The sequence below is a fragment of the Mycobacterium europaeum genome (genome assembly GCF_002102155.1).
Classification (GTDB): Bacteria; Actinomycetota; Actinomycetes; order Mycobacteriales; family Mycobacteriaceae; genus Mycobacterium; species Mycobacterium europaeum.
The window spans coordinates 17,514-41,588 of record NZ_LQOU01000043.1 but is presented as its reverse complement, the minus strand read 5'-3'; the positions used below and the strand labels follow the sequence as shown (position 1 = coordinate 41,588).

The 24,075-nt window shown below is 68.9% G+C and carries 16 protein-coding genes; 2 read left to right on the top strand and 14 right to left on the bottom strand.

What is annotated here, in order from left to right; translation table 11 throughout:
- The 10 genes from pks13 to glf form a co-directional block, all read right to left on the bottom strand.
- On the bottom strand, nt 1–5,376 hold the full coding sequence (gene pks13, locus AWC03_RS20150; protein WP_085242482.1) for a polyketide synthase Pks13: 5,376 nt from the start codon (nt 5,374–5,376) through the stop codon (nt 1–3).
- A gap of 13 nt (nt 5,377–5,389) precedes the next feature.
- Complete coding sequence (fadD32, locus tag AWC03_RS20145) at nt 5,390–7,288, bottom strand: long-chain-fatty-acid--AMP ligase FadD32 (RefSeq protein ID WP_085242481.1); 1,899 nt, start codon at nt 7,286–7,288, stop codon at nt 5,390–5,392.
- 287 nt (nt 7,289–7,575) lie between these two features.
- Nucleotides 7,576–8,586 (bottom strand): carboxylesterase Culp6, encoded by a 1,011-nt coding sequence (gene culp6 / locus AWC03_RS20140; RefSeq protein ID WP_085242480.1) that lies wholly within the window; start codon nt 8,584–8,586, stop codon nt 7,576–7,578.
- A gap of 177 nt (nt 8,587–8,763) precedes the next feature.
- Entirely contained in the window at nt 8,764–9,666 is a 903-nt protein-coding gene (locus AWC03_RS20135; RefSeq protein WP_085242546.1) for an esterase family protein, read from the bottom strand.
- A 157-nt stretch (nt 9,667–9,823) separates the two neighbouring features.
- Nucleotides 9,824–10,882, bottom strand: a complete 1,059-nt coding sequence (gene ag85A / locus AWC03_RS20130; RefSeq protein ID WP_085242479.1) for a diacylglycerol acyltransferase/mycolyltransferase Ag85A — start codon at nt 10,880–10,882, stop codon at nt 9,824–9,826.
- 330 nt (nt 10,883–11,212) lie between these two features.
- Nucleotides 11,213–13,192, bottom strand: a complete 1,980-nt coding sequence (gene aftB / locus AWC03_RS20125) for a terminal beta-(1->2)-arabinofuranosyltransferase (RefSeq protein ID WP_276327148.1) — start codon at nt 13,190–13,192, stop codon at nt 11,213–11,215.
- Nucleotides 13,179–14,096, bottom strand: a complete 918-nt coding sequence (locus AWC03_RS20120) for a decaprenyl-phosphate phosphoribosyltransferase (protein WP_085242477.1) — start codon at nt 14,094–14,096, stop codon at nt 13,179–13,181. Before AWC03_RS20120 ends, aftB begins: the two co-directional genes overlap by 14 nt.
- Nucleotides 14,089–14,637: a phosphatase PAP2 family protein gene (locus AWC03_RS20115; protein WP_085242476.1), complete on the bottom strand. Its 549-nt coding sequence runs from the start codon at nt 14,635–14,637 to the stop codon at nt 14,089–14,091. Before AWC03_RS20115 ends, AWC03_RS20120 begins: the two co-directional genes overlap by 8 nt.
- Nucleotides 14,630–16,525 carry a glycosyltransferase gene (locus AWC03_RS20110; RefSeq protein WP_085242475.1) on the bottom strand — a complete coding sequence of 632 codons (1,896 nt, stop codon included), beginning with the start codon at nt 16,523–16,525 and terminating at the stop codon, nt 14,630–14,632. The genes AWC03_RS20115 and AWC03_RS20110 overlap by 8 nt, the downstream gene beginning before the upstream one ends.
- Entirely contained in the window at nt 16,522–17,718 is a 1,197-nt protein-coding gene (gene glf, locus AWC03_RS20105; protein WP_085242474.1) for a UDP-galactopyranose mutase, read from the bottom strand. Before glf ends, AWC03_RS20110 begins: the two co-directional genes overlap by 4 nt.
- A gap of 264 nt (nt 17,719–17,982) precedes the next feature.
- Between glf and AWC03_RS20100 the strand changes: the two genes are divergently transcribed.
- Together AWC03_RS20100 and AWC03_RS20095 are read left to right on the top strand one after the other, a co-directional pair.
- Nucleotides 17,983–18,987, top strand: a complete 1,005-nt coding sequence (locus tag AWC03_RS20100; RefSeq protein WP_211279258.1) for a PirG — start codon at nt 17,983–17,985, stop codon at nt 18,985–18,987.
- Between the two features lie 131 nt (nt 18,988–19,118).
- Nucleotides 19,119–20,753 carry an N-acetylmuramoyl-L-alanine amidase gene (locus tag AWC03_RS20095; protein ID WP_420845685.1) on the top strand — a complete coding sequence of 545 codons (1,635 nt, stop codon included), beginning with the start codon at nt 19,119–19,121 and terminating at the stop codon, nt 20,751–20,753.
- A gap of 11 nt (nt 20,754–20,764) precedes the next feature.
- On the opposite strand, the gene AWC03_RS20090 is transcribed toward AWC03_RS20095, so the two are convergent.
- The 4 genes from AWC03_RS20090 to AWC03_RS20075 are packed head-to-tail and all read right to left on the bottom strand — an operon-like array spanning nt 20,765 to nt 23,944.
- Nucleotides 20,765–21,580 (bottom strand): Cof-type HAD-IIB family hydrolase, encoded by an 816-nt coding sequence (locus AWC03_RS20090; RefSeq protein WP_085242472.1) that lies wholly within the window; start codon nt 21,578–21,580, stop codon nt 20,765–20,767.
- Nucleotides 21,581–21,614: 34 nt separating this feature from the next.
- On the bottom strand, nt 21,615–22,400 hold the full coding sequence (locus AWC03_RS20085; RefSeq protein WP_085242471.1) for a lysophospholipid acyltransferase family protein: 786 nt from the start codon (nt 22,398–22,400) through the stop codon (nt 21,615–21,617).
- A gap of 14 nt (nt 22,401–22,414) precedes the next feature.
- Complete coding sequence (locus AWC03_RS20080) at nt 22,415–23,170, bottom strand: lysophospholipid acyltransferase family protein (RefSeq protein ID WP_085242470.1); 756 nt, start codon at nt 23,168–23,170, stop codon at nt 22,415–22,417.
- 6 nt (nt 23,171–23,176) lie between these two features.
- Nucleotides 23,177–23,944: a lysophospholipid acyltransferase family protein gene (locus AWC03_RS20075; protein ID WP_085242469.1), complete on the bottom strand. Its 768-nt coding sequence runs from the start codon at nt 23,942–23,944 to the stop codon at nt 23,177–23,179.
- Nucleotides 23,945–24,075: the final 131 nt, after the last annotated feature.

Here is a 24,075-nt window from a genome sequence, read left to right as displayed (position 1 = left end):
CTACTTGCCCACCTCACTCGTCTGACTGGTTTCGGCCTCCACCTTATTCAGCACGTCGGAGAGGTGAGCACCGACCTTGCCGATAATCGGTTCGTCGATGGCCTGGATGTGCTCGCCGCCGATGGGTACCACCTCGAGGTCGGCCACGTATTCGCCCCAGCCGCCGTCGGGCTGGCGGACCGCATATCGCGGCTCGAACTCGATCACGTCGTCGTGGTAGCGATCGGCCATGTACAGGGTCACGTGGCCGTCGTACGGCTCGATCTGCACGGTCTCGAGCGCCCGGTTGTCCAGGTAGGACGTCCGCTGGTGCTCGACGATGCCGCCCGGGATCTGCACGCCGCTCTGCTGGACGATGTCCAGCACGAACTGGACCTGGCCCTCGTCGTCGAGCTCTTCGAGCTGCTCGTAGGGGATCGCCGGAATCTCGACGTTGAAGGTGCGCTCGGCGAACTTCGCGTACCGGTCCCAGCGCTTGCGGGTCTCCTCCTGCGTCTGGGGGATCTCCTCGCCGGCGCGCACGGTGTCGATCATCCCGACGAAGCGCACGTCTTCACCCGCGCGCTTCAAGCCGATCGCGCACGCGTACGCCAGCGCGCCGCCGAGCGACCAGCCGGCCAGGATGAACGGCTTGCCCGCGTTCATCTCCAACAGCTTCGGCACGTACTGGGCGGCCCGTTCCTGGACGGTGCCCTCCACGCGCTCGAACCCGTACATCGGCGTGTCCGCGGGCAGCCGGTTCAGCAGCGGCTCGTAGACCACCGTTGAACCGCCGGCGGGGTGGAACACGAACACCGCGGGTTTCGAGCTGCCCTCGGGGCGCGCCCGCAGGGTGCGGACGAAGCCGTCGATCTGGCCGGCCTCCAGGTACTGGCGGACCTTCTCGGCCAGCGCCTCGATGGTGTCCGACGTCAGGACGTCCTCGGCGCTGACGGTGCCGTCGGCGCGCTCGGAAAGCCGCTGCGCCATCTTGGCCGCGGTGTCCTCGTCGAGCTTGGGCAGCGGGTTGAAGATGCCGCCCGGCGACTTGCCTGTGACGATCGCCCACGTGGCGAAGGTGACCCGCTCGGCCGCATCACGCGGCGGCACATCGGAATTCAGCGCCCTGGACACCGCCTCCTGGCTGAGCGCCCCCGCGAGATCGGGCTTCGCGCCGTTGGTCGCCGCCCCCTTCGGGCCGGACGGATCCGTCGGCGGCGGCGGGACCGTCGCGTCGGACGCCGGCGGCGCGGGCTGAGTTTCGGGCTCGGCTCCCCCGCGAGCGGGAGGTGCCCCCAGCGGGTCCGGCGCGGGTGCGGCCGCCGTTGCCGGCGTTGCCCCGCTGAGCAGCTGGGCCTGCTCTTTGGCGATCTCCTCGGGCGTAAGCGTCTTCTGGTGCTCGTGCAGCTGCTCGACCTCGTCGCGGTGCTCGACCGCGTACTTGATCAGCTCCTCGATGTTGTAGAGGTTGGCGTCGCGAACCGCGGCCAACTGGATGGGCGGCAGGTCGAAGTCGTACTCGACGCGGTTCTTGATCCGCACCGCCATCAGCGAGTCCAGGCCGAGCTCGATCAGCGGCACCTCCCACGGCAGGTCCTCGGGTTCGTAACCCATGGCCGAGCCGACGATCAGGCCCAGGCGCTCGCCGATGGTCTCGCCCGAGTCCGGCGACCATTTGCCCATGCTGGCCGAGAAGTACCGGTTGGTCAGGCTGTCCGTCAGGGTTTCGGCTCCGGCCTCGTCGGCGGGTGCCTCAAGCGCGGCTGCCGCCCCGTTAGAGGCGGCCGTGATGGCCGCGCCCGCCCCGACCGCGGCCGGCAGGGCGACGCCCGCCTCGCCGCCGCGGGTGACCAGCGCGTCGTACACCAGCGTGAAGGACTCGTCGATGCGGGCGTGCACCTGCACCGAAGCACCGCCGGGGTGCCGGGTCAGGGTCGTCACCAGGCGGGCGCCCTCACCCGGAACCGCGCGCTGCTCGGCCGCGGCCAGCTGCGCGTCCGGAAGCACCTCGGCCGCAGCGGCTTTCACCAGGGCGGGCAGGTCCGTCAGGCCGCGGGGGTTGTACTCCCACACGTGGCGGCCGTCCGGCAGCGCGACGTGGTTACCCGGCATCAGCACCGAGCTGCTGCCGTGCGCGAAGTGCACGTCCAGCCAGTGCTCCTTGCGCTTGAACCTCGTCGGCGGGATGTTCGCAAAATCCTCGGGGCCTGCCGGTCCCGAAGCGCGGCTGAACAGCGTCCAGATGTCCAGCTCGTGGCCGTAGACGTAGAGCTGCGCCATGGTCGAGATCATCGACTCGACCTCGTCCTGCTTGCGGGCCAGCGTCGGGATCAGCTGCGCGTCGTGCAGCCCGGCCGCGGCCGTGGTCAGGCCCACCTGCATCAGCGCCACCGGGTTGGGCGCCAGCTCGAGGAAGGTGGTGTGGCCGCTGTCGACGGCGTTGCGGACGCCGTGGGTGAAGTAGACGCTGTGGCGCAGCCCCTTCTTCCAGTAGTCGACGTCGTGGATCGGCTCGCCGCCGGGCTTGATGTAGGTGCCCTCGTGCACGGTCGAGTAGATCCCGACCGTCGGGCTCATCGGTTTGATGCCCTGCAGTTCGGCGGCGAGCTCCCCGAGCAGCGGGTCCATCTGCTGGGTGTGGCTGGCGCCCTTGGTCTGGAACTTGCGGGCGAACTTGCCCTCGGATTCGGCGCGGGCGATGATCGCGTCCACCTGCTCGGGCGGGCCGCCGATGACGGTCTGGGTGGGGGCGGCGTAGACGCACACCTCCAGATCCGGGAAGTCGGAGAACACCGTCTTGATCTCGTCGGCGGAGTACTCCACCAGCGCCATCAGCCGGATGTACTCGCCGAACAGCATCGCCTCGCCCTCACCCATCAGGTGCGAGCGCGAGCAGATGGTCCGGGTGGCGTCGCGCAGCGACAGCCCGCCGGCGAAGTAGGCCGACGCGGCCTCGCCCAACGACTGCCCGACCACCGCGGCGGGCTTGGCCCCGTGGTGCTTGAGCAGCTCGCCGAGGGCGATCTGGATCGCGAAGATGGTGACCTGGGTGGTCTCGATGCCGTAGTCCTGCGAGTCGTCGAGGATCAGCTCGAGCACCGAGTAGCCCAGCTCGTCCTGGATCAGCGCGTCGACCTTCTCGATCCACTCGGCGAAGACCGCGTTGCGCAGGTACAGGCTCTTGCCCATCTTGCGGTGCTGCGCGCCGAAGCCGGCCAGCACCCACACCGGCCCGTTGGTCACCGGCCCGTCGACGCTGAACACGCCCGGCCGCTGCTTGCCCTCGGCCACCGCGCGCAGGCCCTTGACGGCCTCCTCGTGGTCGTGGGCCAGCACCACCGCGCGCGAGCGGCCGTGGTTGCGCCGCGACAGCGCCCGCCCGATCGATTCCAGCGACGACGCCTGTCCCTCGGGGCTTTCCATCCAGTCCGCGAGCTCGGCGGCGGCGGCCTTCTTGCGGGAGGTCAAGAACGCCGACACGACCAGCGGGATCAGGGGCTTGGTGGGCTCCGCGGCCTCCTGCGCCGCCAGCTCCTCCAGCGCGATCTCCTTGAGCCGCAACGCCTCGTCGGTGACGCCCGGCAGTTCGGGCTCTTCCTCCTCGGGCACTTCGGCGTCGGGGATGATGTTGCCGAAGTCGTCGAAGCGCAGCGCGTGGGCTTCCATGGTGGGGGGCTCAGCGGCTTCCGAGGCCGCCTCGGCGGTGACCTTCGACTCGGGCTCGGGCTCACGCTCGATCACGTCGCGGGGCAGGACCTCGCGCACCACCAGGTGCGCGTTGGCCCCGCCGAAACCGAAGCTGGACACCCCGGCCAGTGCGTAGCCGCCGTACCGCGGCCAGTCGGTGGGCTGGTCGATCACCTTCAGGCGCATCGCGTCGAAGTCGATGTAGGGGCTGGGACCGGCGAAGTTGATCGACGGCGGCAGCTTGTCGTGCTGCAGCGCCAGCACCACCTTGGCCATGCTGGCCGCGCCGGCCGCCGACTCCAGATGGCCCACATTGGTTTTCACCGCACCCAGCAGGGCCGGGCGGTCGGCGGGGCGGCCACGGCCGACGACGCGGCCCAGCGCCTCGGCCTCGATCGGGTCACCCAGGACGGTTCCGGTGCCGTGCGCCTCGATGTAGTCGACGGTGCGCGGGTCGATGCCGGCATCCTTGTAGGCGCGGCGCAGCACGTCGGCCTGCGCGTCCTGGTTGGGGGCGATCAGGCCGTTGGACCGGCCGTCGTGGTTGACCGCGCTGCCGGCGATCACGGCCAGGATCTGGTCGCCGTCGCGGCGGGCGTCGTCGACCCGCTTGAGCACCAGCATGCCGCCGCCCTCGGAGCGCGTGTAGCCGTCGGCGTCCGAGGAGAACGACTTGATCCGGCCGTCGGGCGACAGCACCTGGCCGATCTCGTCGAAACCGAGCGTCACCACGGGCGTGACCAGGGCGTTGACGCCGCCGGCGACCGCGACGTCGGCCTCGCGGTTGCGCAGCGCCTGGACGGCCTGGTGCATGGCGACCAGCGAGCTCGAGCACGCGGTGTCGACCGCGACCGACGGGCCGCGGAAGTCGTAGAAATAGGAGACCCGGTTGGCGATGATCGACGTCGCGGTGCCGGTGATCGCGTAGGGGTGCGCGACCGTCGGGTCGGACACCGCCAGGAAGCTGTAGTCGTTGTTGGAGACGCCGACGTACACGCCGACGGACTCGCCGCGCAGGCTGGACGCGGGGATGCGGGCGTGTTCGAGCGCCTCCCAGGTCAGCTCCAGCGCCATCCGCTGCTGCGGGTCGATGTTGTCGGCCTCGGTCTTGGCGACCGCGAAGAACTCGGAGTCGAAGCCCTTGATGTCCTTCAGGTAGCCGCCGCGGGTGCGGGCCTTCGCCATCCGCTCGGCCAGCCTCGGTTCCTCGAGGAACTCCGCCCAGCGGCCTTCCGGCAGGTCGGTGATGGCGTCGCGGCCCTCCATCAGCGCCTGCCACGTCTGGTCGGGGGTGTTCATGTCCCCGGGCAACCGGGTGGACAGGCCGACGATCGCGATGTCGACCCGCTCGGCGGGGCCGTTGCGCGTCCAGTCCGAGACGTCGTCGGAGCTGGTGTCCACTTCGGGCTCGCCCTCGATGATCCGCGTCGCCAACGACTCGATGGTCGGATGCTGGAAGGCCACCGCGACCGACAGGGTGACACCGGTCATGTCCTCGATGTCGGCGGCCATCGCCACGGCGTCGCGCGACGACAGCCCCAGTTCCACCATCGGCACCGACTCGTCGATGTCGTCCGGTGAGCGCCCAACGGCCCTGCCCACCCAGTTGCGCAACCACTCGCGCATCTCGGGGACCGTCATGTCGGCCTTCTTGGCGGGGACGTCGCCGCCGGTGTTCTCTGGGTTCTCGGAGTGATCAGTCTCAGCCATATTTTTCGTGAATTCAGTCTGTGGAGCTGGCAAAGGCGGTCGGCGAACCGACGCCGCTGCGCAGGCTGCCGTCGAGGTAGGCGGCGCGGCACGCGCGACGCCCGATCTTGCCGCTCGAGGTACGCGGAATGGTCCCGGCCTGCACCAGCAGCAGGTCGCGGATGGTGACCCCGTGCCGCACGGCGATGGCCGCGCGGATCTCGTCGGCGATGGGTTGGTAGTCGAGCTTGTGCGTGCCCGGGGCGCGCTCGGCGACGATCACCAGCTGCTCGGAGCCGTCCTCGGGGTCGTATTTGAGGCCGGTGTGCGGGTTGTCGAACACCACCTGGGGCAGCTCGTTGGCCGGGACGGAGAACGCGGCCACGTAGCCGGTGCGCAGGGCCTTGCTGGCCTCCTGCGCCGAGTACTCCAGGTCCTGCGGGTAGTGATTGCGGCCGTCGATGATGACCAGGTCCTTGATGCGGCCGGCGATATAGAGGTGCCCGTTGTGGTACGTGCCGTAGTCGCCGGTGCGCACCCACAGCCCGTCGTCCTCGGCTCCCTCGGCGTGCGACTTGCTGACGCGCGACTTGAGGATGTTGCGGAAGGTCTCCTGGGTCTCCGCCTCCTTGCCCCAGTAGCCGAGCCCCAGGTTCTTGCCGTGCAGCCAGATCTCGCCGATCTGCCCGTCGGGCAGCTCGCTGGCCGTGTCGGGGTCGACGATGACGGCCCACTCGTCGACGCCGATGACGCCCGCGGAGACCTGCGCGACGGCGTTCGGCGCGTCGGCGGGCACCTCGACGAAGCGTTGCTTGTTCAGCTCGTCGCGATCCACGTAGATGACCGTCGGCGCCTGGTCCATGGGCGTAGTGGAGACGAAGAGCGTCGCCTCGGCCAGCCCGTAGGACGGCTTGATCGCGGTTTCGCGCAGGCCGTAGGGCGCGAACGCCTCGTAGAACTTGCGCATGGACGCCGGGGAGACCGGCTCGCTGCCGTTGAGGATGGCCTTGACGTTGCTCAGGTCCAGCGGCGGCTCACCCTCCTTGGGCACCCCGCGCACCGCGGCATGCTCGAACGCGAAGTTCGGCGCGACGGTGATGACCTCGCTGTCCGGGGCGTCCTCGGGCTTGCGCGCCATCTCCCGGATCCACCGGCCGGGCCGGCGCACGAACGCGGCCGGCGTCATGAAGGTGAAGTTGTGGCCGATCACCGGTGACAGCAGCGCCGTGATCAGACCCATGTCGTGGAAGAACGGCAGCCAGGACAGGCCGCGGTCACCCTCCTTGCCTTCCAGCCCGTTGAGGACCTGCAGCACGTTGGTCGGCAGGTTCAGGTGGGTGATCTCGACACCGGTCGGGGTGCGCGTGGAGCCGGACGTGTACTGCAGGTAGGCGATGGTGTTCTCGTCGGCCTCCGGCTCGACCCAGGTGGCGGCCACCTCGTTGGGCACCGCGTCGACGGCGATGACGCGGGGCCGCTCCTTGGCCGAACGGGCGCGGATGAACTTGCGGACGCCTTCGGCGGCCTCGGTGGTGGTCAGGATCGTCGAGGGGGTGCAGTCGTCGAGCACCGCGTGCAGACGGCCGACGTGGCCCGGCTCGCCCGGGTCGAACAGCGGCACCGCGATCCGCCCGGCGTAGAGCGCGCCGAAGAAGGCGATGAGGTAGTCCAGGTTCTGCGGGCACAGGATGGCGATGCGGTCCCCGGGCTGGGTGACCTGCTGCAGCCGGGCGCCGACGGCCCGGTTGCGGGCGCTGAAATCGCGCCAGACGATGTCGCGCGCGACGCCGTCGCGCTCGGTGGAGAAGTCGAGGAACCGATAGGCCAGCTTGTCGCCGCGAACCCTTGCCCACTTCTCAACGTGCTTGACCAGGTTGGTGTTGTCGGGGAACCTGATCTTTCCATTCACGATGAACGGGTTGTGGTACGGCATTCCGCTCTCCTGTCACACCTGTTTTAGGCCGGCGCTACGCCGGCGTTTTTTGTTCTGGTCGGCCACGCCGACGGCTTCCATCTCTACGCGGACCAGTCCTCGCGCGGCGCCACCGGCGCCGGCCTCCTGGTCATCCCTGGGCTGCTACCAGGACCGGGTCCGCAAAAAAGTGTTATAGCTCTTAAATTCCTCTTAATGTTAAGGGGCGGCCCGCGGCACACCAAATCACAAGGTACCGCTGATCTGCACCGGCAACGGGCTCCTGACGGCTGTGTCCCGCGTCCGGGTCATCCATGTTTGGGATGCGGGGCGTTGGCGATCAGTCCCTGCGCCCAATTCAACGTCCAATCGGTCGCCGGCTGGCCGTCCAGGTTCCAGAACTGCGTCGTCGCGTACAGCGCGTGGACGGGCTGCCCGGCACCGCCGGCCAGGGTGTTGAGCGTGTTGGGCAGGTTGGCCACGCTGAACGCCTCTTCCGGGGCCGCGCAGATGAGGTCGCCCTGTGCGCAGATCTCGTTGGTCTTGCTGTCGAGCGCCCCGAACCCGCCGGGCCGCGCTCCGGTCATGGTCAGACCCAGCCCGGACAGGACGGGCACCTCGTGCAGCGTCACCTCGGCGCCCTCCCCCGGCGGGTTCGGCCCGACGTCCTTGCCCACTCCGGGCTGGCGGCGGCCGTCGGCGATCAACGTCACACCGAGCACGAGGTCGTCGTCCACGGGCCCGCGGCCGTTGCCGATGTCGCTGGCGATGTCACCGGCGATCACCGCGCCCTGCGAGAAGCCCATCAACACGTAACTGGTCAATGGGCACTTGGCGTTCATGTCGGTCATCGCCTGGACTGTCGCGCGGGTGCCCTCGGCGCGGCTCTCGTTGTAGGACATCTGGGTGTCACCGCTCAGCGGGTTGTGGAACTGCGCGGTGTAGGGCGTGGTGTACTCCTGCACCCGGGACGGGGGAAACTGCTGGGTTATCGCCTCGGTCACCTTGTGCAGCAAAGCGTTGGGGAATTGCATGGGGTTGACCGGATTGTCCTGCGGGGCCGACTCCCAGGTGCCGGGGACGTTGACCAGTAGGACATCGGGACAGGACGCGTCCTGTGAAGCCGGCCGGGGTTTGTGGGGGTGGGTGGTCGTCGACGGTGGAGGCAGCACGCCGGGCGGCACCGCGCTGGGCGGCGCCTCGTGGCCGCGCAGCAAGACCACCACCAGCACGATGACCAACAACACCACGCCCGCCATCGCCAAGGCGGCGGTCCAGGCGAGGGCTCGGTGGCGCTTGCGCCGGGCGTTGGTGGCCATGTTCTCCCGCTAGCAGAGTCGGTGGATCGCAGCCAAGCGGTCCTCCCGACCCCTGCTGCACCCCCTACACGGTACCGGCTCCGGCGACCCGGCCAGCGCGGCCGCGAACGGCGGCGATCCGCTACCGAATTTGGCGGCGACCCGCTTCGCCCGGCCACGCCGCGCTCGCGATCACCGCTAGCGAATGGCGCCGACGATGTCGCCGGACATGGCTCCCAGTTGCCCCGACCACGAGCCCCAGCCGTTGTCGCCGCCGCCCGGGAAGTCGAAGTGGCCGTTGTGCCCGCCGTTGCTGCGGTACTGCTGGTAGAACTCGCGGGAGCTGCCCATCGCCGCGCCCGCCTGACCGATCATGGCGGCGTCGTCACCGCCCATGTTCGTCGGGCTGTAGACCCACACGCGGGTGTTGTTCTGCGCCAACAGCGAGGCGTGCACGTACGGGTCGTGCCACTTCCACCGGCCCAGCTGCGGGGCGCCCCACATCCCGTTGCCGTCCACGCCGCCGTACTGCTGCAGGCCGGCCAGGATCGCGCCGTTGTAGTTGGTGCTCGACGGGTACAGGAATCCCGACAATGACCCGGCGAAGCCGAAGCGGTCGGGGTGGAAGGCTGCCAGCGCCATCGCGCCGTAACCACCCTGCGAGGCGCCGACGGCCGCGTGGCCGCCGGGTGCCAGGCCCTTGTTGGCGGCCAGCCAGTTGGGCAGCTCGCTGGACAGGAAGGTGTCCCACTGCTTGCTGCCGTCCTGCTCCCAGTTGGTGTACATGCTCCACGCCCCACCGGCGGGCGCCACCACCGAGATCCCCTTGCCGCCGAGCGTGTTCATCGCGTTGCCCGCGGTGACCCAGTTGCTGACGTCCGGGGCGGCGTTGAAGGCGTCCAGCAGATAGACCGCGTGCGGACCGCCCGCCAGGAAGGCCACCGGGATGTCGCGACCCATCGCCGCCGACGGCACCATCAGGCTCTCGTAACCGGCCGCCCGCGCCTTCCCGGCGGGCCCGCCCGTCACGGTCACAGCGATCAACCCGACCGAGAACGCCGCCACGGAGAACACCCGAAGAAGCGCCGACATACCCCGCACGACCCTCATCTCCACCCTCCATCGTCTAGTCGCTGTCTGCACACTAGCCAGCGCCGTAGTTCCCCCGCCCGCGGGGTAGTGAAACAAGTCACACACCAAGACGACTAACGGCGGGAACCCCGAGGGGTCCCCGCCGCTAGTGGCGATCTGTTTGGGTTTAGGTGCCCTGGCCGCCCTGAGCGCCCTGGCCGTTCCCGGCGGCAGCGGCGGCGGTCGCGGGACCGGCGCCCGGCGTGGCACCCAGCACCGACTGCAGGTCAGGCTTCATGGCCTGCAACTGCGCGCCCCAGTAGGGCCAGTCGTGGGTGCCGTTGGCGTCGAAGTTCCACACCGCGTTGTGACCACCGGCGGCGTTGTAGGCGTCCTGGAACTTCAGGTTGCTGGTCCGCACGAAGCCCTCGAGGAACTTCGCCGGCAGGTTGTCGCCACCGAGGTCGGACGGCTTGCCGTTACCGCAGTACACCCAGATCCGGGTGTTGTTGGCGACCAGCTTGCCCACCTGCAGCGTCGGGTCGTTGCGCGCCCAGGCGGGGTCCTCCTTGGGGCCCCACATGTCGGCGGCCTTGTAGCCACCGGCGTCGCCCATGGCCAGGCCGATCAACGACGGGCCCATGCCCTGGGAGGGGTCCAGCAGCGCGGACAGCGAACCCGCGTAGACGAACTGCTGCGGGTGGTAGGCGGCGAGGATCAGCGCGGACGACCCGGCCATCGACAGCCCGACCACGGCGCTGCCGGTCGGCTTGACCTGCTTCTGCGCCGACAGGTACTCCGGCAGCTCGCTGGTCAGGAAGGTCTCCCACTTGTAGGTCACGCAGCCGGCCTTACCGCAGGCGGGCTTGTACCAGTCGGAGTAGAAGCTGGACTGACCGCCGACCGGCATGACCGTCGAGATGCCCGACTGGTTGTACCACTCGAACGCCGGGGTGTTGATGTCCCAGCCGTTGAAGTCGTCCTGCGCGCGCATCCCGTCGAGCAGGTACAGCGCGGGCGAGTTGGCGCCGCCGCTTTCGAACTGCACCTTGATGTCCCGCCCCATTCCGGCGGAGGGAACCTGCAGGTATTCCACGGGCAGACCGGGGCGCGAGAAGGCACCAGCGGTCGCCGAGCCCCCCACGGCGCCAATCAGGCCCGAGAGCAGGGCCGCGCCGGCGGCCGCCACCACGAGCCGCCGCGGCATACCGGCCACGGCGCCGCGAAACCTGTCGACAAGCGTCATCCTTGCTTCCTCATCCTTTCGGCGCGCCCGTAAATCCGGACGCGTCCATGATTTGGGTCGTACTGCATACGATCTCCGCGCAGCAGTGCTCGTGTAGTCAACCACACCTTCACCCCGAGGGTCGCATCGAGGCGGGCCTGCAAAGCGCCGCTCGCGCTTCGGTACCCAGTGATTTCCAGGCCAAACACCGACCAATTTGGCGGCGTTTTCGCATGTGCTCGAGCTCCATTGCCAGCTGGTAAAGACCCAAATGTGAAGTTGCTGGCAATTTTTCACCGGCCGCCGGTCGTGATCATTTCGAAATTGGTCGAAAATTCTTCTGCGCGCGGCTTACTCGCGGGGCGGCGGCGGCGCCTCTGCGGGCAGGGGTAACCCGCACCTGGCGAGCTCGTAGCGCGGGACCCGATCGATCCGGTACTTGGTGAATTCATAGGAATGCAGCAGGTTGGAGAAAAATCGGTGCGGGGTCATCGGTGCGCGCACCGAGCTCAGCACCGCCTTGGTCTCGGGGCACTGCAGGGCCGCGACCGCCTCCGCGACCCACTGCTGGTCCAGGTATCCCGGGATCCCGGGAGGGACCTTCACCCACGGCCCGTCGGCGATCGCCCAATCCGGGAAGAGGTTCTTGTCGTGTCCGATCCGGCCGTGTTTCAACCGTTCCGTGTGCTGCGCAAGCGGATTCGCCAATCCGATCTGGTCGATCACCCTGACATCGAGCCCGACGTTCATGCCCACCATGCCGAGGTTGGTGAAAAACACTGTGTGCTGCGGCTTTTCGAGGGACTTGTCGGTGCTGCCCGGCGGCGGCTTAAGCATCGGCACCAGGTCCCACTGGATGTAATTTCCCGAGGGCAGCAGTAACGCGCCGTCCGGGGTGTTGTCGAGCGCGGTCAGGATGGCCGCCATCCGCGGATACCCCAGGTAGTCGGCGGCGGTCAGGGGATGGGCGTGCCCGGTGGCCTGTGCGTAGAAGCGGCGCTCGTCGACGATCCCGGTATAGGTGACGTGGGTGGCGTCGTCGCCCATCCCCGGCGAGTTCGCCGCCCACAGCGACCAGCCAGCCACGCTCAGCCACAGCGCCCCGGCCGCGCCGGCCACCCAATACCCCGTCTCGCGTGAATAGTCCTGGCCGTCCGGTATGGCCACCGGGATGACGGCCACCGGGGCCAGCAGACAAAACAACGGCGCCAGCAGCACCCGCCCGTGCATGAAGTCGCCGCCCTGCCTGATCCAGTAGAGCGCCTGCACCAGCCCGCTCACCAGCACGAAGGCCACGACGGCCGGCGGGCTTTGGACCGCCCGGGCCACCCGGCCGTAGTCGGGTGCCAGCATGGGGCGCAGGAACGACGGCCGGCGGCGCGCGGCCAGCAGCAGCACGCCCAGCGGCACCAGCAGCACCACCGGCACCCACACCGCATAGGGCGCATCGAAGTTGGAGAGGTAGATCAACCCCTGGGACCACTTGTCCCCGGCGGCGTCCTTGGCCAGGGCGGTGCCGGGCACCAGCAGGCCGTAGTAACCCATCCGGAAGATCTCGTACCCGACCGGCAGCAATCCCCCGGCGACCACGACCAGCACCCGGCGGCGCCACGTCCGCGCGGCGACCAGCATCATGATCAGCGCCAGCCCACCCATCAGCGCCAGGTCGGGCCGGACCAGGACGCTGAAGCCGGCCACGAACGCCAACGCACCGAGGAAAATCCTGCGGTCGGGGCGGTTTCGCACCGGCTGGGCCCAGCAGACCATCATCCACCACAGCAACCCGAGGTAGGCCAGCGTCAGTCCGGTCTCCAGACCGGAGGTGGCGAAGTCACGCGCGGGCGGCAGGGCGACGTAGACCAGCGCGCCGGCGGGCAGCATGACGGCCCTGCGACCGCGCAGGCTGGGCGCATACAGCCGGGCGGCCCCGAGCATGAGCAGCGCAACGCCCGCCACCGAGAGCGTGAGCGCCAGTGCCAGCGCGACGTATTCCATGCGCATCGGCCCGCCGACCCAGCTGCCGACGTACATCAGGTAGGTCCAGGCGGTCGACGTGTTGGCCTCGACCCGCTCGCCCTGGTTGAAGACCGGGCCATTGCCGGCGAGCAGGTTGCGCACCGTGCGCAACACGATCAGCCCGTCGTCGGCGATCCAGCGCCGCTGCCACGCGCCCCAGGCGAACAGGACGGCGACCACCGCCACGCTGATCCACAGGCTGACCCGGACCAGCATTGTGTACGGGAACACCGGCCAGCCCAACCGCCTGACGACCGGCCGGCTGCGCATCATGCGCGCTTTGAGGGCCTGCAGTTCGGGGCTAGCCGAAGGCAACAGCGGCTCCGACTGTCGCGATCCACGCCACCGCCAGCAGCTGCAAGACCCGGTCGCGGAGCGCGATGTCCTCGGGCTCCCCCGCCAGCCCGCCGTCCACGTCGACCGCATAGCGCAGGATGGCGATCGTGAACGGGACCATCGAAACCACGAACCAGCCCGCCGCGCCGCGTTCCCGGTCGAACGCCCACAGGCCGTAGCAGACGACCAGCGCGGTCGCCGACAGCGTCCAGACGAACCGCAGATAGGTGCTCGTGTAGTTTTCCAGCGCCTTGCGGATCTTGGCCCCGGTACGCTCGGCCAGTTGCAGCTCGGCGTAGCGCTTGCCGGCCACCATGAACAGCGATCCGAACGCCATCACCAGCAGGAACCACTGGGTCAGGCGGATGTCGGTGGCCGCGCCGCCGGCGATGGCACGCAGCAGATAAGCCGACGACACGATGCAGATGTCCATCACCGCTTGGTGTTTGAGGCCATAGCAGTAGGCCAGTTGCATCGCGAGGTAGACGGCGATCACCAACGCCAGATTCGGTGTGATCCACCAGCCGATGGCCAGCGAGGCGATTCCCAGCACCGCCGCCAGCGCGTAGGCCAGCCACTCCGGAACCACGCCCGCGGCGATCGGGCGGAACCTCTTGGTGGGGTGTTCCCGGTCGGCTTCCACGTCGCGCGCGTCGTTGACCAGGTAGATCGACGACGCGGCGAGACAGAACGCCACGAACGCACCCAGGGCCGGGTAGGCCTTGTCCAGCACGTCGCGGTACTGGTAGTGCACGGGGCCGCCCAACGCGGCCAGCGGCGCAGCCAGCACCAGGACGTTCTTCACCCACTGCCGTGGGCGGATCGCCTTGACCACGCCCACCACCAGGTTGCCCGACGGCCCGGTCACCACGTCCTCACTCATTCGCCCAGACCTCCCGCGCCCGGCCCTGCAGCCGAACGGTTGTTCGCGCGACGACGGCGCCGAGGGCGATGCCACAGGCCACGTCGCTGGGATAGTGCACCCCCAGCAGCATCCGCGACAACGCCATCGGGGGCACCAGCAGGGCGGGCAACGGCAGCCCGGTGATCCGGCCCATCAGGATGGCCGCGGCCGTCGTCGAAGTCGCGTGCGCCGACGGGAAACTGAGCTGGCTCGGGGTCCCGACGTTCACCACGACCGCCGGATCGTGCGGCCGCTTGCGTCTAACCACCCGCTTGACCAGTACGGCGGCCGCGTGGGCGGCGAACGCGCCGGCCCCGGCCACCAGCCAATCCCAGCTGCGCTTCGGCATCAGCACCGCGCCCACCGCCGCCACGGCCAGCCAGCCGATGCTGTGCTCGCCGAAATGGGACAGCCCCCGCGCCGCAGCCAGCACTGCGGGGCGGCCGGCCAGCGCGGACTGCACGGCCACCAACGCGGCCACCTCGCCCGTCGGGGGCGTCGAAGGAGGGACGTCAGGCATGCTCGCGCTCGGCGTGCGCGGGTAGCAGCGCCGTCTCCCACTTCTGCTTGCTGGACAGCAACGGCAACGCGTCCCGGTACGTCTTGCGCATCTCGTCGAAGCGGCTCACCAGCCGGCGCTGCCGGCGCAGCGAGGCGAACAACAGCTCGAACATCTTGCGCCGATCGCGCTGCCGGTAGACCACCCCGCACCCGTCGGCCGTCGTCACGGTGACGCCGTCGACCGTGCACAACCGGAACCAGCGGGCGTCCTGCGTCGGCACGTTGAACTCCGGGCGCTGGTGGGCTTCGGGGTCGGCCCTGGTGGCGTTGTGCGCGATGCCGCGGGCAAGCCGGTACCCGATCGACAGCGGGTTCACCGGCGGCTTCATCGCCTTCGTCTTGTGCGATGGCGGCGGCAGTTCGCTGGCCGCGGGCAGCACGACGGCGTCGGGGTATTCCTTGCGCAGCCGGTGCACCTCGGGCAGCGCGGATTCCAGGATCGAGAAGATGTGCTCGGGGCCGGCCAGGAAGTCGTCGATGGCCTTGTTCTGGATCGCCACCGTCGAATACTCAAGGCAGGCAAGGTGTTTCAGGGTCGCCTTGAGGTGACTGCGGACCAGACCCGACACATCACCGTTCCAGTGCATCGCCGCCACCACCAGCCGGTTGCGCAGATGGAAGTAGGCCTGCCAGTCGATCGCGTCGTCCTTGTCGCTCCAGGCCATGTGCCAGATCGCCGCGCCGGGCAGCGTGACGGTCGGATACCCGTGTTCGCCCGCGCGCAGGCCGTATTCGGCGTCGTCCCACTTGATGAACAGCGGCAGGGGCTGGCCCAGCTCCTCGGCGACTTGCCGCGGAATCATGCACGTCCACCATCCGTTGAAGTCGACGTCGATGCGTCGGTGCAGCAGCGCGCTGCGAGCGTTCTTGTCGTTCAACGGGAATTCCGCGAAGTCGTGGTCGTACTCGGCGTGCGGCGCGGCGGTCCACATGAAGTTCGCCTGGTTGACCACCTCGCCCATGATGTGCAGGTGCGACGGCTCCTGCAGGTTGAGCATCTGGCCGCCGATGAGCATCGGCACCTTGGCGAAGCGGTGCAGCGCGAGCACCCGCAGGATGGTGTCGGGCTCGATGCGGATGTCGTCGTCCATGAACAAGATCTGCTGACAGTCGGTGTTCTTCAGCGCTTCGTACATGACGCGGCTGTAGCCGCCGGAACCACCGAGGTTGGGCTGGTCGTGAATGGACAGCCGGTCGCCCAGGCCGGCCGCCGCCGCCGGGAAGTCCGGGTGATCGCGCACCTTGCGGACGCCCTGGTCCGGGACGATGACCGCGCCGATCACGGCGTCCACCAAGGGATCTGCGGTGAGGTCGGCCAGCGCGTTGACGCAGTCTGCGGGTCGATTGAAGGTGGGGATGCCGACGGCGATGTTGGCCGTGCCCGGGGCGGGCTCGGTCGCATACCAACCACCGCTCACCAGGGTGACCGCGGTGTCGGTGGTGATGTCGAACCAAATCCAGCCGCCGTCCTCGAACGGCTTGAGTGGAACCTCGATCTCGACGACGGCCGGCTGATCTTCGGTGCCGACGAATTGGCGGCCCTCCATGGAGATTCGCACCCCGGTGGACTTGGTGCGGTACACGTCGATGCGCCCGGTCCCGGTCAGCTCGACCCGCAACGCAACCGACGTGCAGATCGACCAGCGGCGCCAGTAGCTGGCCGGGAAGGCGTTGAAGTACGTGGCGAACGACACCTCGGACTCTTTGCCGATCTCCAGTGAGGTGCGGCTGGTCGCGTGGGCGCGCCGGGCGTTGGTGGTCGATTCCTCGAGATACAGCTTGCGCACGTCGAGCGGCTCGCCCGGACGCGGCAGGATGATTCTGGAAAGCAGGCTTACCGCAGTCATCCCCCCGCGCCTTCCTCCACTAGAGCTTTACCGTCGCGCAGGTGCGGCGCGAGGGTGTTGTCGTACATGTTCAGTGCGCTGGCAATCGCCATGTGCATATCCAGGTATTGGTAGGTGCCCAGCCGGCCACCGAAAAGCACCTTCGCTGAGGAGGTTTCGGCCTTCGCTCGCGCCCGGTAGGCGGCCAGCAGCGCGCGGTCGGCCTCGGTGTTGATCGGATAGTAGGGCTCGTCGTCGCCTTCGGCGAACCGCGAGAACTCTCGCATGATCACCGTCTTGTCGGTCGGGTAGTCGCGCTCGGTGTGGAAGTGGCGGAACTCGTGGATGCGGGTGTACGGGACCTCGAGGTCGTTGTAGTTCATCACCGGCGTGCCCTGGAAATCCCCGATCGGCAGCACCTCCAACTCGAAATCCAGTGTGCGCCAGCCGAGCCGCCCTTCGCAGTAGTCGAAGTAGCGGTCCAGCGGGCCGGTGTAGACCACCGGGGCCGACGGCGACTCCGCACGCAGTTGGTCCCGGACGTCGAACCAGTCGGTGTTCAGCCTGACCTCGATGCGGTCGTCGGCGGCCATGTTCTGCAGCCAGGCGGTGTACCCGTCGACCGGCAGGCCCTCGTAGGTGTCGCTGAAGTACCGGTTGTCGAAGGTGTACCGCACCGGCAGCCGGGTGATGTTGGCGGCCGGCAGTTCCTTGGGATCGGTCTGCCACTGCTTGGCGGTGTAGCCCTTGACGAACGCCTCGTAGAGCGGCCGACCGATCAGCGAGATCGCCTTCTCCTCGAGGTTCTGCGCGTCCTCGGTCTTGATCTCGGCGGCCTGCTCCGCGATCAGACGGCGGGCCTCCTCCGGAGAGAAGTACCTGCCGAAGAACTGCGACACCAGCCCCAGGCCCATCGGGAACTGGTAGGCCTGCCCGTTGTGCATGGCGAACACCCGGTGCCGGTAGTCGGTGAAGTCGGTGAACTGCCGCACGTAGTCCCAGACCCGCTTATTGGAGGTGTGGAACAGGTGGGCACCGTATTTGTGGACCTCGATGCCGGTCTGCGGCTCGGCCTCTGAATAGGCGTTGCCGCCGATGTGCGGGCGGCGTTCCACGACGAGCACGCGCTTCCCGAGTTGGGTAGCCACGCGCTCGGCGATGGTCAGGCCGAAGAATCCGGAGCCGACGACGAGGAGATCGAATCGAGCGGTCATCGGTTGCTTAGGGTATCCGACCGCGTGGGCCTAACCCATTTGGCGAGGCCCGCAATCGGCGTTCGGCCCGATGACGGCCCGTCAGGGCGCTTCGACCGCGGCGATCACAGTCGGGGTCGCAATTACCTCACGATTCAATATCACCACTCTAGTCACAAGAATCTCACTCGTACCATCGATTCTGTGTGGATCTCGCCAGGAAGGACGGCGGAGCGCACCGACACAACAAGTTGAGATTGAGTTGTCCAGATTGAGGAGACTTCCGTGCCGAACCGACGCCGACGCAAGCTTTCGACAGCCATGAGCGCGGTCGCCGCCGTGGCAGTGGCGAGTCCTTGCGCATACTTCCTTGTCTACGAATCGACCGCCGGCAGCAAGCCGGCCGAGCACCACGACTTCAAGCAGGCGGCCGTGATGACCGACCTGCCCGGGGAGCTGATGGGCGCGCTGTCGCAGGGGTTGTCGCAATTCGGCATCAACCTGCCGCCGGTGCCCGCTCTCGGCGGGGGCGCGGCCGGCACTCCGGGCCTGACCAGCCCCGGCCTGGGCACGCCGGGCCTGGGGACGCCGGGCCTGGGGACACCGGGGCTCACCAGCCCCGGTCTGACGAGCCCCGGCCTGACCAGCCCGGGACTTACCAGCCCCGGTTTGACCAGTCCCGGTTTGACGAGCCCCGGCCTGACGAGCCCGGGCCTGACACCTGCGACGCCGGGCCTGACCGCGACGGGTGCGCTGCCGACCACACCGGGCGCCGGGGTGGCGACCCCGGGCGCGGGACTCAACCCTGCGCTTTCCAACCCCGGGCTGACCAGCCCGGCCGGGGTCACACCGGGCCTCACTAGCCCGACGGCTGCGGGCGAAGTGCCGATCACCGCTCCCGCCAGCTTGGACCCCGGCGCCGACGGCACCTACCCGATCCTCGGCGACCCGTCCTCCTTCGGGCCCAGTTCGCCCCTCGGCGGCACCGGACTCGGCGGCGGCAGCGGGAGCTCCGGTGGCAGTGGTGGCCTGGTCAACGACGTCATGCAGGCGGCCAACCAGCTGGGTGCCGGTCAGGCCATCGACCTGCTCAAGGGCTTGGTGATGCCGGCGATCACGCAAGGCATGCAGCAGGGCGCCGCGGGCGCTCTCCCGGGTGCCGCCGGTGCCCTGCCGGGTGCCGCGGGCGTCCTGCCGGGTGCCGCCGCGGGTGCCCTGCCGGCCGCCGCGGGCGCCGCCGGAGCATTGCCGGCCGCCGCGGCCGCGGCACCGGCCCTGCCTCCCGTCTAGACCTCCGGGGAACCTCCAACCCAGACGGCACCGCAGATTGTTTCTGCGGTGCCGTCGATTTTGTGCAGTTTCCCGCCGCCCAGGTCGTGTCGCCTCATCATTAACACTAGAAACACAAGTAACATCACCTGGTGCCTCCCAGTCGCGGGCCGACGACGCTGCTCACCGCCATCGCGGCGACGGTCGTCATCGTGTCCTGGGTGGCGGACACCACCCACGAGCGCGGGACCATCGGCCCCCCACCCGCCCACGACACCCAGTTGGCCGAACAGCCGCTGATCGGGCTCGGTGGCGGCGTCACGGTTCGCGAGATCAGCCAGGCCGCCCCGTTTTCACTGGTGGCCCTCACCGGCGACCTCGCCGGCACGTCGACCCGGGTGCGGGCGAAACACCCCGACGGCTCGTGGGGGCCCTGGTATCAGACCGAGTACGAGACCGCGGCGCCCGACGGGGTGACGGCGGCCGGGTCACTCGAGGGACCCCGGGGCACCGACCCGGTGTTCGTCGGCAGCACGACGACCGTCCAGATCGCGGTCACCCGTCCGATCGATGCCCCGGTGACCCAGGGACCGCCCGCACCCACCACTGACGCCGGTCTCGGCTACAAGCCGGCGTCGCGGGAACAACCTTTCGGGCAGAACATCTCCGCGATCCTCATCTCCCCGCCGCAATCGCCGGCGAGGAAGCAATGGACTCCGCCGTCGGGGGTCTTGATGCCAGGCCAGGCGCCCGCGATCATCAGCCGGGCGGAATGGGGCGCCGACGAGTCGCTGCGATGCGGCAGCCCGCAGTACGACAACGGGATTCGCGCGGCCGTCGTGCACCACACCGCGGGCAGCAACGACTACTCGCCGCTGGAATCAGCCGGGATCGTCAAGGCCATCTACACGTATCACAGCAAGACCCTGGGCTGGTGCGACATCGCCTACAACGCCCTGGTCGACAAGTACGGCCAGGTCTTCGAGGGCAGCGCCGGGGGGCTCACCAAAGCGGTCGAGGCCTTCCACACCGGCGGGTTCAACCGCAACACCTGGGGTCTGGCGATGATCGGGAATTTCGACGACGTACCGCCGACGCCCATCCAGCTGCGCACGGTGGGCCGGCTCCTCGGCTGGCGGCTGGGCCTGGACGGCGTCGATCCGAAGGGCACGGTGCAGCTGGAATCGGCGGGAAGTCACTACACCACCTTCGCGGCGGGTTCGGTGGCGACGCTGCCGACCATCTTCACCCACCGCGACGTCGGCAACACCGATTGCCCGGGCAACGCCGCCTACGCGCTGATGGACGAAGTGCGCGACGTCGCATCGCATTTCAACGACCCGCCGGAGGAATTGATCAAGGCCCTGCAGGGCGGCGCGATCTATGAGCACTGGCAGGCGATCGGCGGGATGAACAGCGTGCTGGGCGCGCCGACGTCCCCGGAAGACAGCGCGGAGGGTGACGCGCGGTACGTGACGTTCGCCCGGGGTGCGATGTACTGGTCACCCGAAACCGGTGCCCAACCCGTCACCGGCGCGATCTACGACGCCTGGGCGTCGCTGAGCTACGAACGCGGTCCGCTCGGCTTGCCCACCAGCGCGGAGATCCAAGAGCCGCTACAGATTACGCAGAACTTCCAACACGGGACGCTCAACTACGAACGGCTCACCGGAAACGTCACCGAGGTCGCGGAGGGAATCACGACTCCACTCGCGACGCAGTCACCAAGCGGCCCGACCGTGGCGCCCGAACACTTCTCGCTGCCGGCGCACCCGTCCGCCACTTAGCGAGAAGCGGGTCAAAGCCACCAGCGCTCCAGCACCCGGCCCACCCCGTCGTCGTTGTTGGCGGCGGTGACCTCGTCCGCCGCGGCGAGCACCTCGGGATGGGCGTTGCCCATCGCCACCCCATGACCGGCCCAGCGCAGCATCGGCAGGTCGTTGGGCATGTCGCCGAACGCCACCACCTCCTCGCTGGTGATCTGCAGGGGCCTGGCGATTTCATCCACCCCGGTGGCCTTGCTGGTGCCCAGCGGCACGATCTCCACCAGGCCGTTGTTGGTGGAGTAGGTGATGTCGCCCTCGAGGCCGACATGCTTGGCCAGTTCGGCCGCCATGTCGGCGCTGCGGGCCCCGCTGCGGCGGATCAGCAGCTTGATCGCCGGCGCGCTGAGCAGGTCTTCGATCGAGACCTCGGTGTTGTCGGGGTTCAGCCAGGCGTGCTCGTAGCCGGGCGAGCTGACGAACTGCGGCGTCGCCGTATCGTGGGCGCGCTCGCCGATCCGCTCCACGGCGAGGCCGGCGCCGGGGATGACGCGCGTCGCGAGCTCCGCCAGTTCCGCCAGGGTGTCGACCGGCAGCGTGCGCGTCGACACCACCCGGTCGGCCGCGGGGTCGTAGATGACGGCACCGTTGGCGCACACCGCGATCGGCGCGAAACCGAGCGCGTCGACGACGGGGCGTATCCACCGCGGCGGCCGGCCGGTCGCCACGACGAAGGTCGCGCCGGCGGCGACGGCCGCGCGCACGGCGTCGCGGGTGCGCGGAGTGATGGTCTCGTTGTCGTCGAACAGGGTGCCGTCGACGTCGCAGGCTATGAGCGCCGGCAGGGTCATCGTGACGGTCCGCCTTCACCGCTCGCCGGTCTGATCAATGGACGCCGCTCTGGTTCTGTCCCGGACGCGTCACGCCGTCGGTGCCGAATTTCTGCATCCGCGCCTGCAACTCCGACAGGCGGATCGCCCGCGAATCCTCCTGGGTGGGCGCGGCGCCGCCGAGCCGCCGCGGCACCCAGAACTCGCCTTCGGGGTGCGGGTACTCCTCCTGCACGCGGTACAGCAACGCGTTCATCGCGCCGCGCAGCGCCGCGTTCAGCTGCTCGGGCGTGCCGTCCGGCGGCAGCGGCCGCCCCGCGGCGACGGTGATCGGAATCTTGTTGCGCCACACCTTCTTCGGATGATCCTTGGGCCAAATCCGGTGGGCACCCCAGACGATGATCGGAACGATCGGCACCTGCGCGTCCAGCGCCATCCGGGCCGCGCCGGTCTTGAACTCCCGGAGCTCGAAGCTGCGGCTGATGGTGGCTTCGGGATGCATCCCGATGAGCTCGCCCTGCCGCAAACGCTGCGCGGCGACCTCGAGCGCGTCGTGCCCGGCCCTGCGGTCCACCGGGATCAGCCGAGCGTGGTTGATCACGTAGTTGACCGCCTTCACGTCGGCCATCTCCGCCTTGATCATGAAATACGCGCGCCGGCGCCGTTCCCGCACGGCGAGCAGCGTCGGCAGCCAGTCGAGGTAGCTGGTGTGGTTCTGGGCCAGCAGGGCGCCGCCGCGGTCGGGAATGTTCTCCAGGCCGCGATAGGTGAACGTCGTCCCCTGCATCGCGACCATCGGCGGCACGATCCACTCGCACAGCCGGTAAAACCCCTCGGGCATGCATTCTCCTTCGCCTACCGCGACGGCCGCCCACTGCGGCCCGCGGCCCGTGCCGCGGCCTCGTCTGCCTCCATCCGGGCAGCCTCCGCCACGGTCGGTGCACCTCCGCCCAGCCGGCGGGGCGTCCAGTACGCCCCGGGCTCGTGCGGGTAACCCCGTTGCGCCTGGTGCAGCAGCTCGGTCATCGCTTCGCGCAGCGCGGCGTCGGTCCGCGCGATGTCTTCGGCCGCCAGCACCGGCGCCCCCACCTGCACACTAATGGGTACCTTGGCGCGGCCCAGCGCCCGCGGGTGGTCTTTGGTCCAGATCCGGTGTGCACCCCAGACGATCACCGGAACGATCGGGACGTCCGCTTCGATGGCCATGCGGGCGGCGCCCGTCTTGAACTCCTTGAGCTCGAAGCTGCGGCTGATCGTGGCCTCGGGATACACGCCGACCAGCTCACCCTCGCGCAGCCGCTGCACGGCCACCGCGTACGCGCCGGCCCCCGCACCCCGGTCCACCGGGATGGTCCGGGTGTGCCTGATCAGGAAGTTGACGATCTTCACCTGCTGCATCTCGGCCTTGATCATGAACCTGAGCCGGCGCCGCCGCCGATGCACGGCCAGCGCGGCCGGCAGAAAGTCGACATAGCTGGTGTGGTTGATCGCGATCACGGCGCCGCCGGTATCCGGGATGTTCTCCTCGCCGCCGTAAGAGATTCGGGTGCCGGTGGCCAGAACCGACAGCCGAGCCAGAATCTCGAGCGTGCGGAAGGTCGGCTCCACCATCGCTGGCTACTCCGGCGCTCCCGCGGGTCGGGCGCGCCGCGCCGCGCGAGCGGCCGCCTCCTCGGCGTCCATCCGGGCGGCTTCGGCCAGCGACGGGGCACTGCCGCCCAGCCGGCGCGGCACCCAGAACTCCCCGGCCGGATGCGGCCCGTACATTTCCTGGGCCCGCTCCAACAGGTGTTGCATCCGCGAGTGCAGCAGCCCTTTCAGCTCCTCGACCCCCAGCGTCGGTTCGATCGGCTCACCGACGATCACGATGATGGGCACCTTCGGGCGCAGCAACTTCTTGGGGTGCCCCTTGGTCCAGACGCGCTGCGCACCCCAGACGATCACCGGAACGATCGGCACCCCGGCCTCGACCGCCATCCGGGCGGCCCCGGACTTGAATTCCTTGATCTCGAAGCTGCGGCTGATGGTGGCTTCCGGATAGACCCCGACCAGCTCACCGTCCTTGAGATTCCTGACCGCCTCCTCGTAGGACGCGGCCCCGTCCTGCCGGTTCACGGAGATATGCCGCAGGCTCCGCATGATCGGCCCGGTGATCTTGTGGTCGAACACCTCCTGCTTGGCCATGAACCGCACCTTGCGGCCCAGACCCTGCTGGTAGACGGGCAGACCCGCGAACGTGAAGTCGAGGTAGCCGGTGTGGTTGATGGCGATGACCGCACCGCCGTTCTTGGGCAGGTTTTCGACGCCCACGACGGTGATCTTGAGACCCTGTACGCGCCAGACCAAGCGGGCGAGCTGAATGACAGTCCCGTATACCGGTTCCACAGCTGTTCAGCCTAGTGCTCCCGGCTGTGAGCCACCCCAAGTGCCGGAAAGAGGCCGACCGTTGGCCTCCCCGACGTTCCCCGTTCCGACGCCTGCGGTCCTCCGCCGGTTTGCCGCCACCGGGGCGGTGG

Excerpts from the sequence above, each read along its gene's own strand:
- pks13 (WP_085242482.1), bottom strand. The coding sequence starts at position 5,376 with ATGGCTGAGACTGATCACTCCGAGAACCCAGAGAACACCGGCGGCGAC.
- fadD32 (WP_085242481.1), bottom strand. The coding sequence starts at position 7,288 with ATGCCGTACCACAACCCGTTCATCGTGAATGGAAAGATCAGGTTCCCC.
- culp6 (WP_085242480.1), bottom strand. The coding sequence starts at position 8,586 with ATGGCCACCAACGCCCGGCGCAAGCGCCACCGAGCCCTCGCCTGGACC.
- ag85A (WP_085242479.1), bottom strand. The coding sequence starts at position 10,882 with ATGACGCTTGTCGACAGGTTTCGCGGCGCCGTGGCCGGTATGCCGCGG.
- AWC03_RS20120 (WP_085242477.1), bottom strand. The coding sequence starts at position 14,096 with ATGAGTGAGGACGTGGTGACCGGGCCGTCGGGCAACCTGGTGGTGGGC.
- AWC03_RS20115 (WP_085242476.1), bottom strand. The coding sequence starts at position 14,637 with ATGCCTGACGTCCCTCCTTCGACGCCCCCGACGGGCGAGGTGGCCGCG.
- AWC03_RS20110 (WP_085242475.1), bottom strand. The coding sequence starts at position 16,525 with ATGACTGCGGTAAGCCTGCTTTCCAGAATCATCCTGCCGCGTCCGGGC.
- glf (WP_085242474.1), bottom strand. The coding sequence starts at position 17,718 with ATGACCGCTCGATTCGATCTCCTCGTCGTCGGCTCCGGATTCTTCGGC.
- AWC03_RS20090 (WP_085242472.1), bottom strand. The coding sequence starts at position 21,580 with ATGACCCTGCCGGCGCTCATAGCCTGCGACGTCGACGGCACCCTGTTC.
- AWC03_RS20085 (WP_085242471.1), bottom strand. The coding sequence starts at position 22,400 with ATGCCCGAGGGGTTTTACCGGCTGTGCGAGTGGATCGTGCCGCCGATG.
- AWC03_RS20080 (WP_085242470.1), bottom strand. The coding sequence starts at position 23,170 with ATGGTGGAGCCGACCTTCCGCACGCTCGAGATTCTGGCTCGGCTGTCG.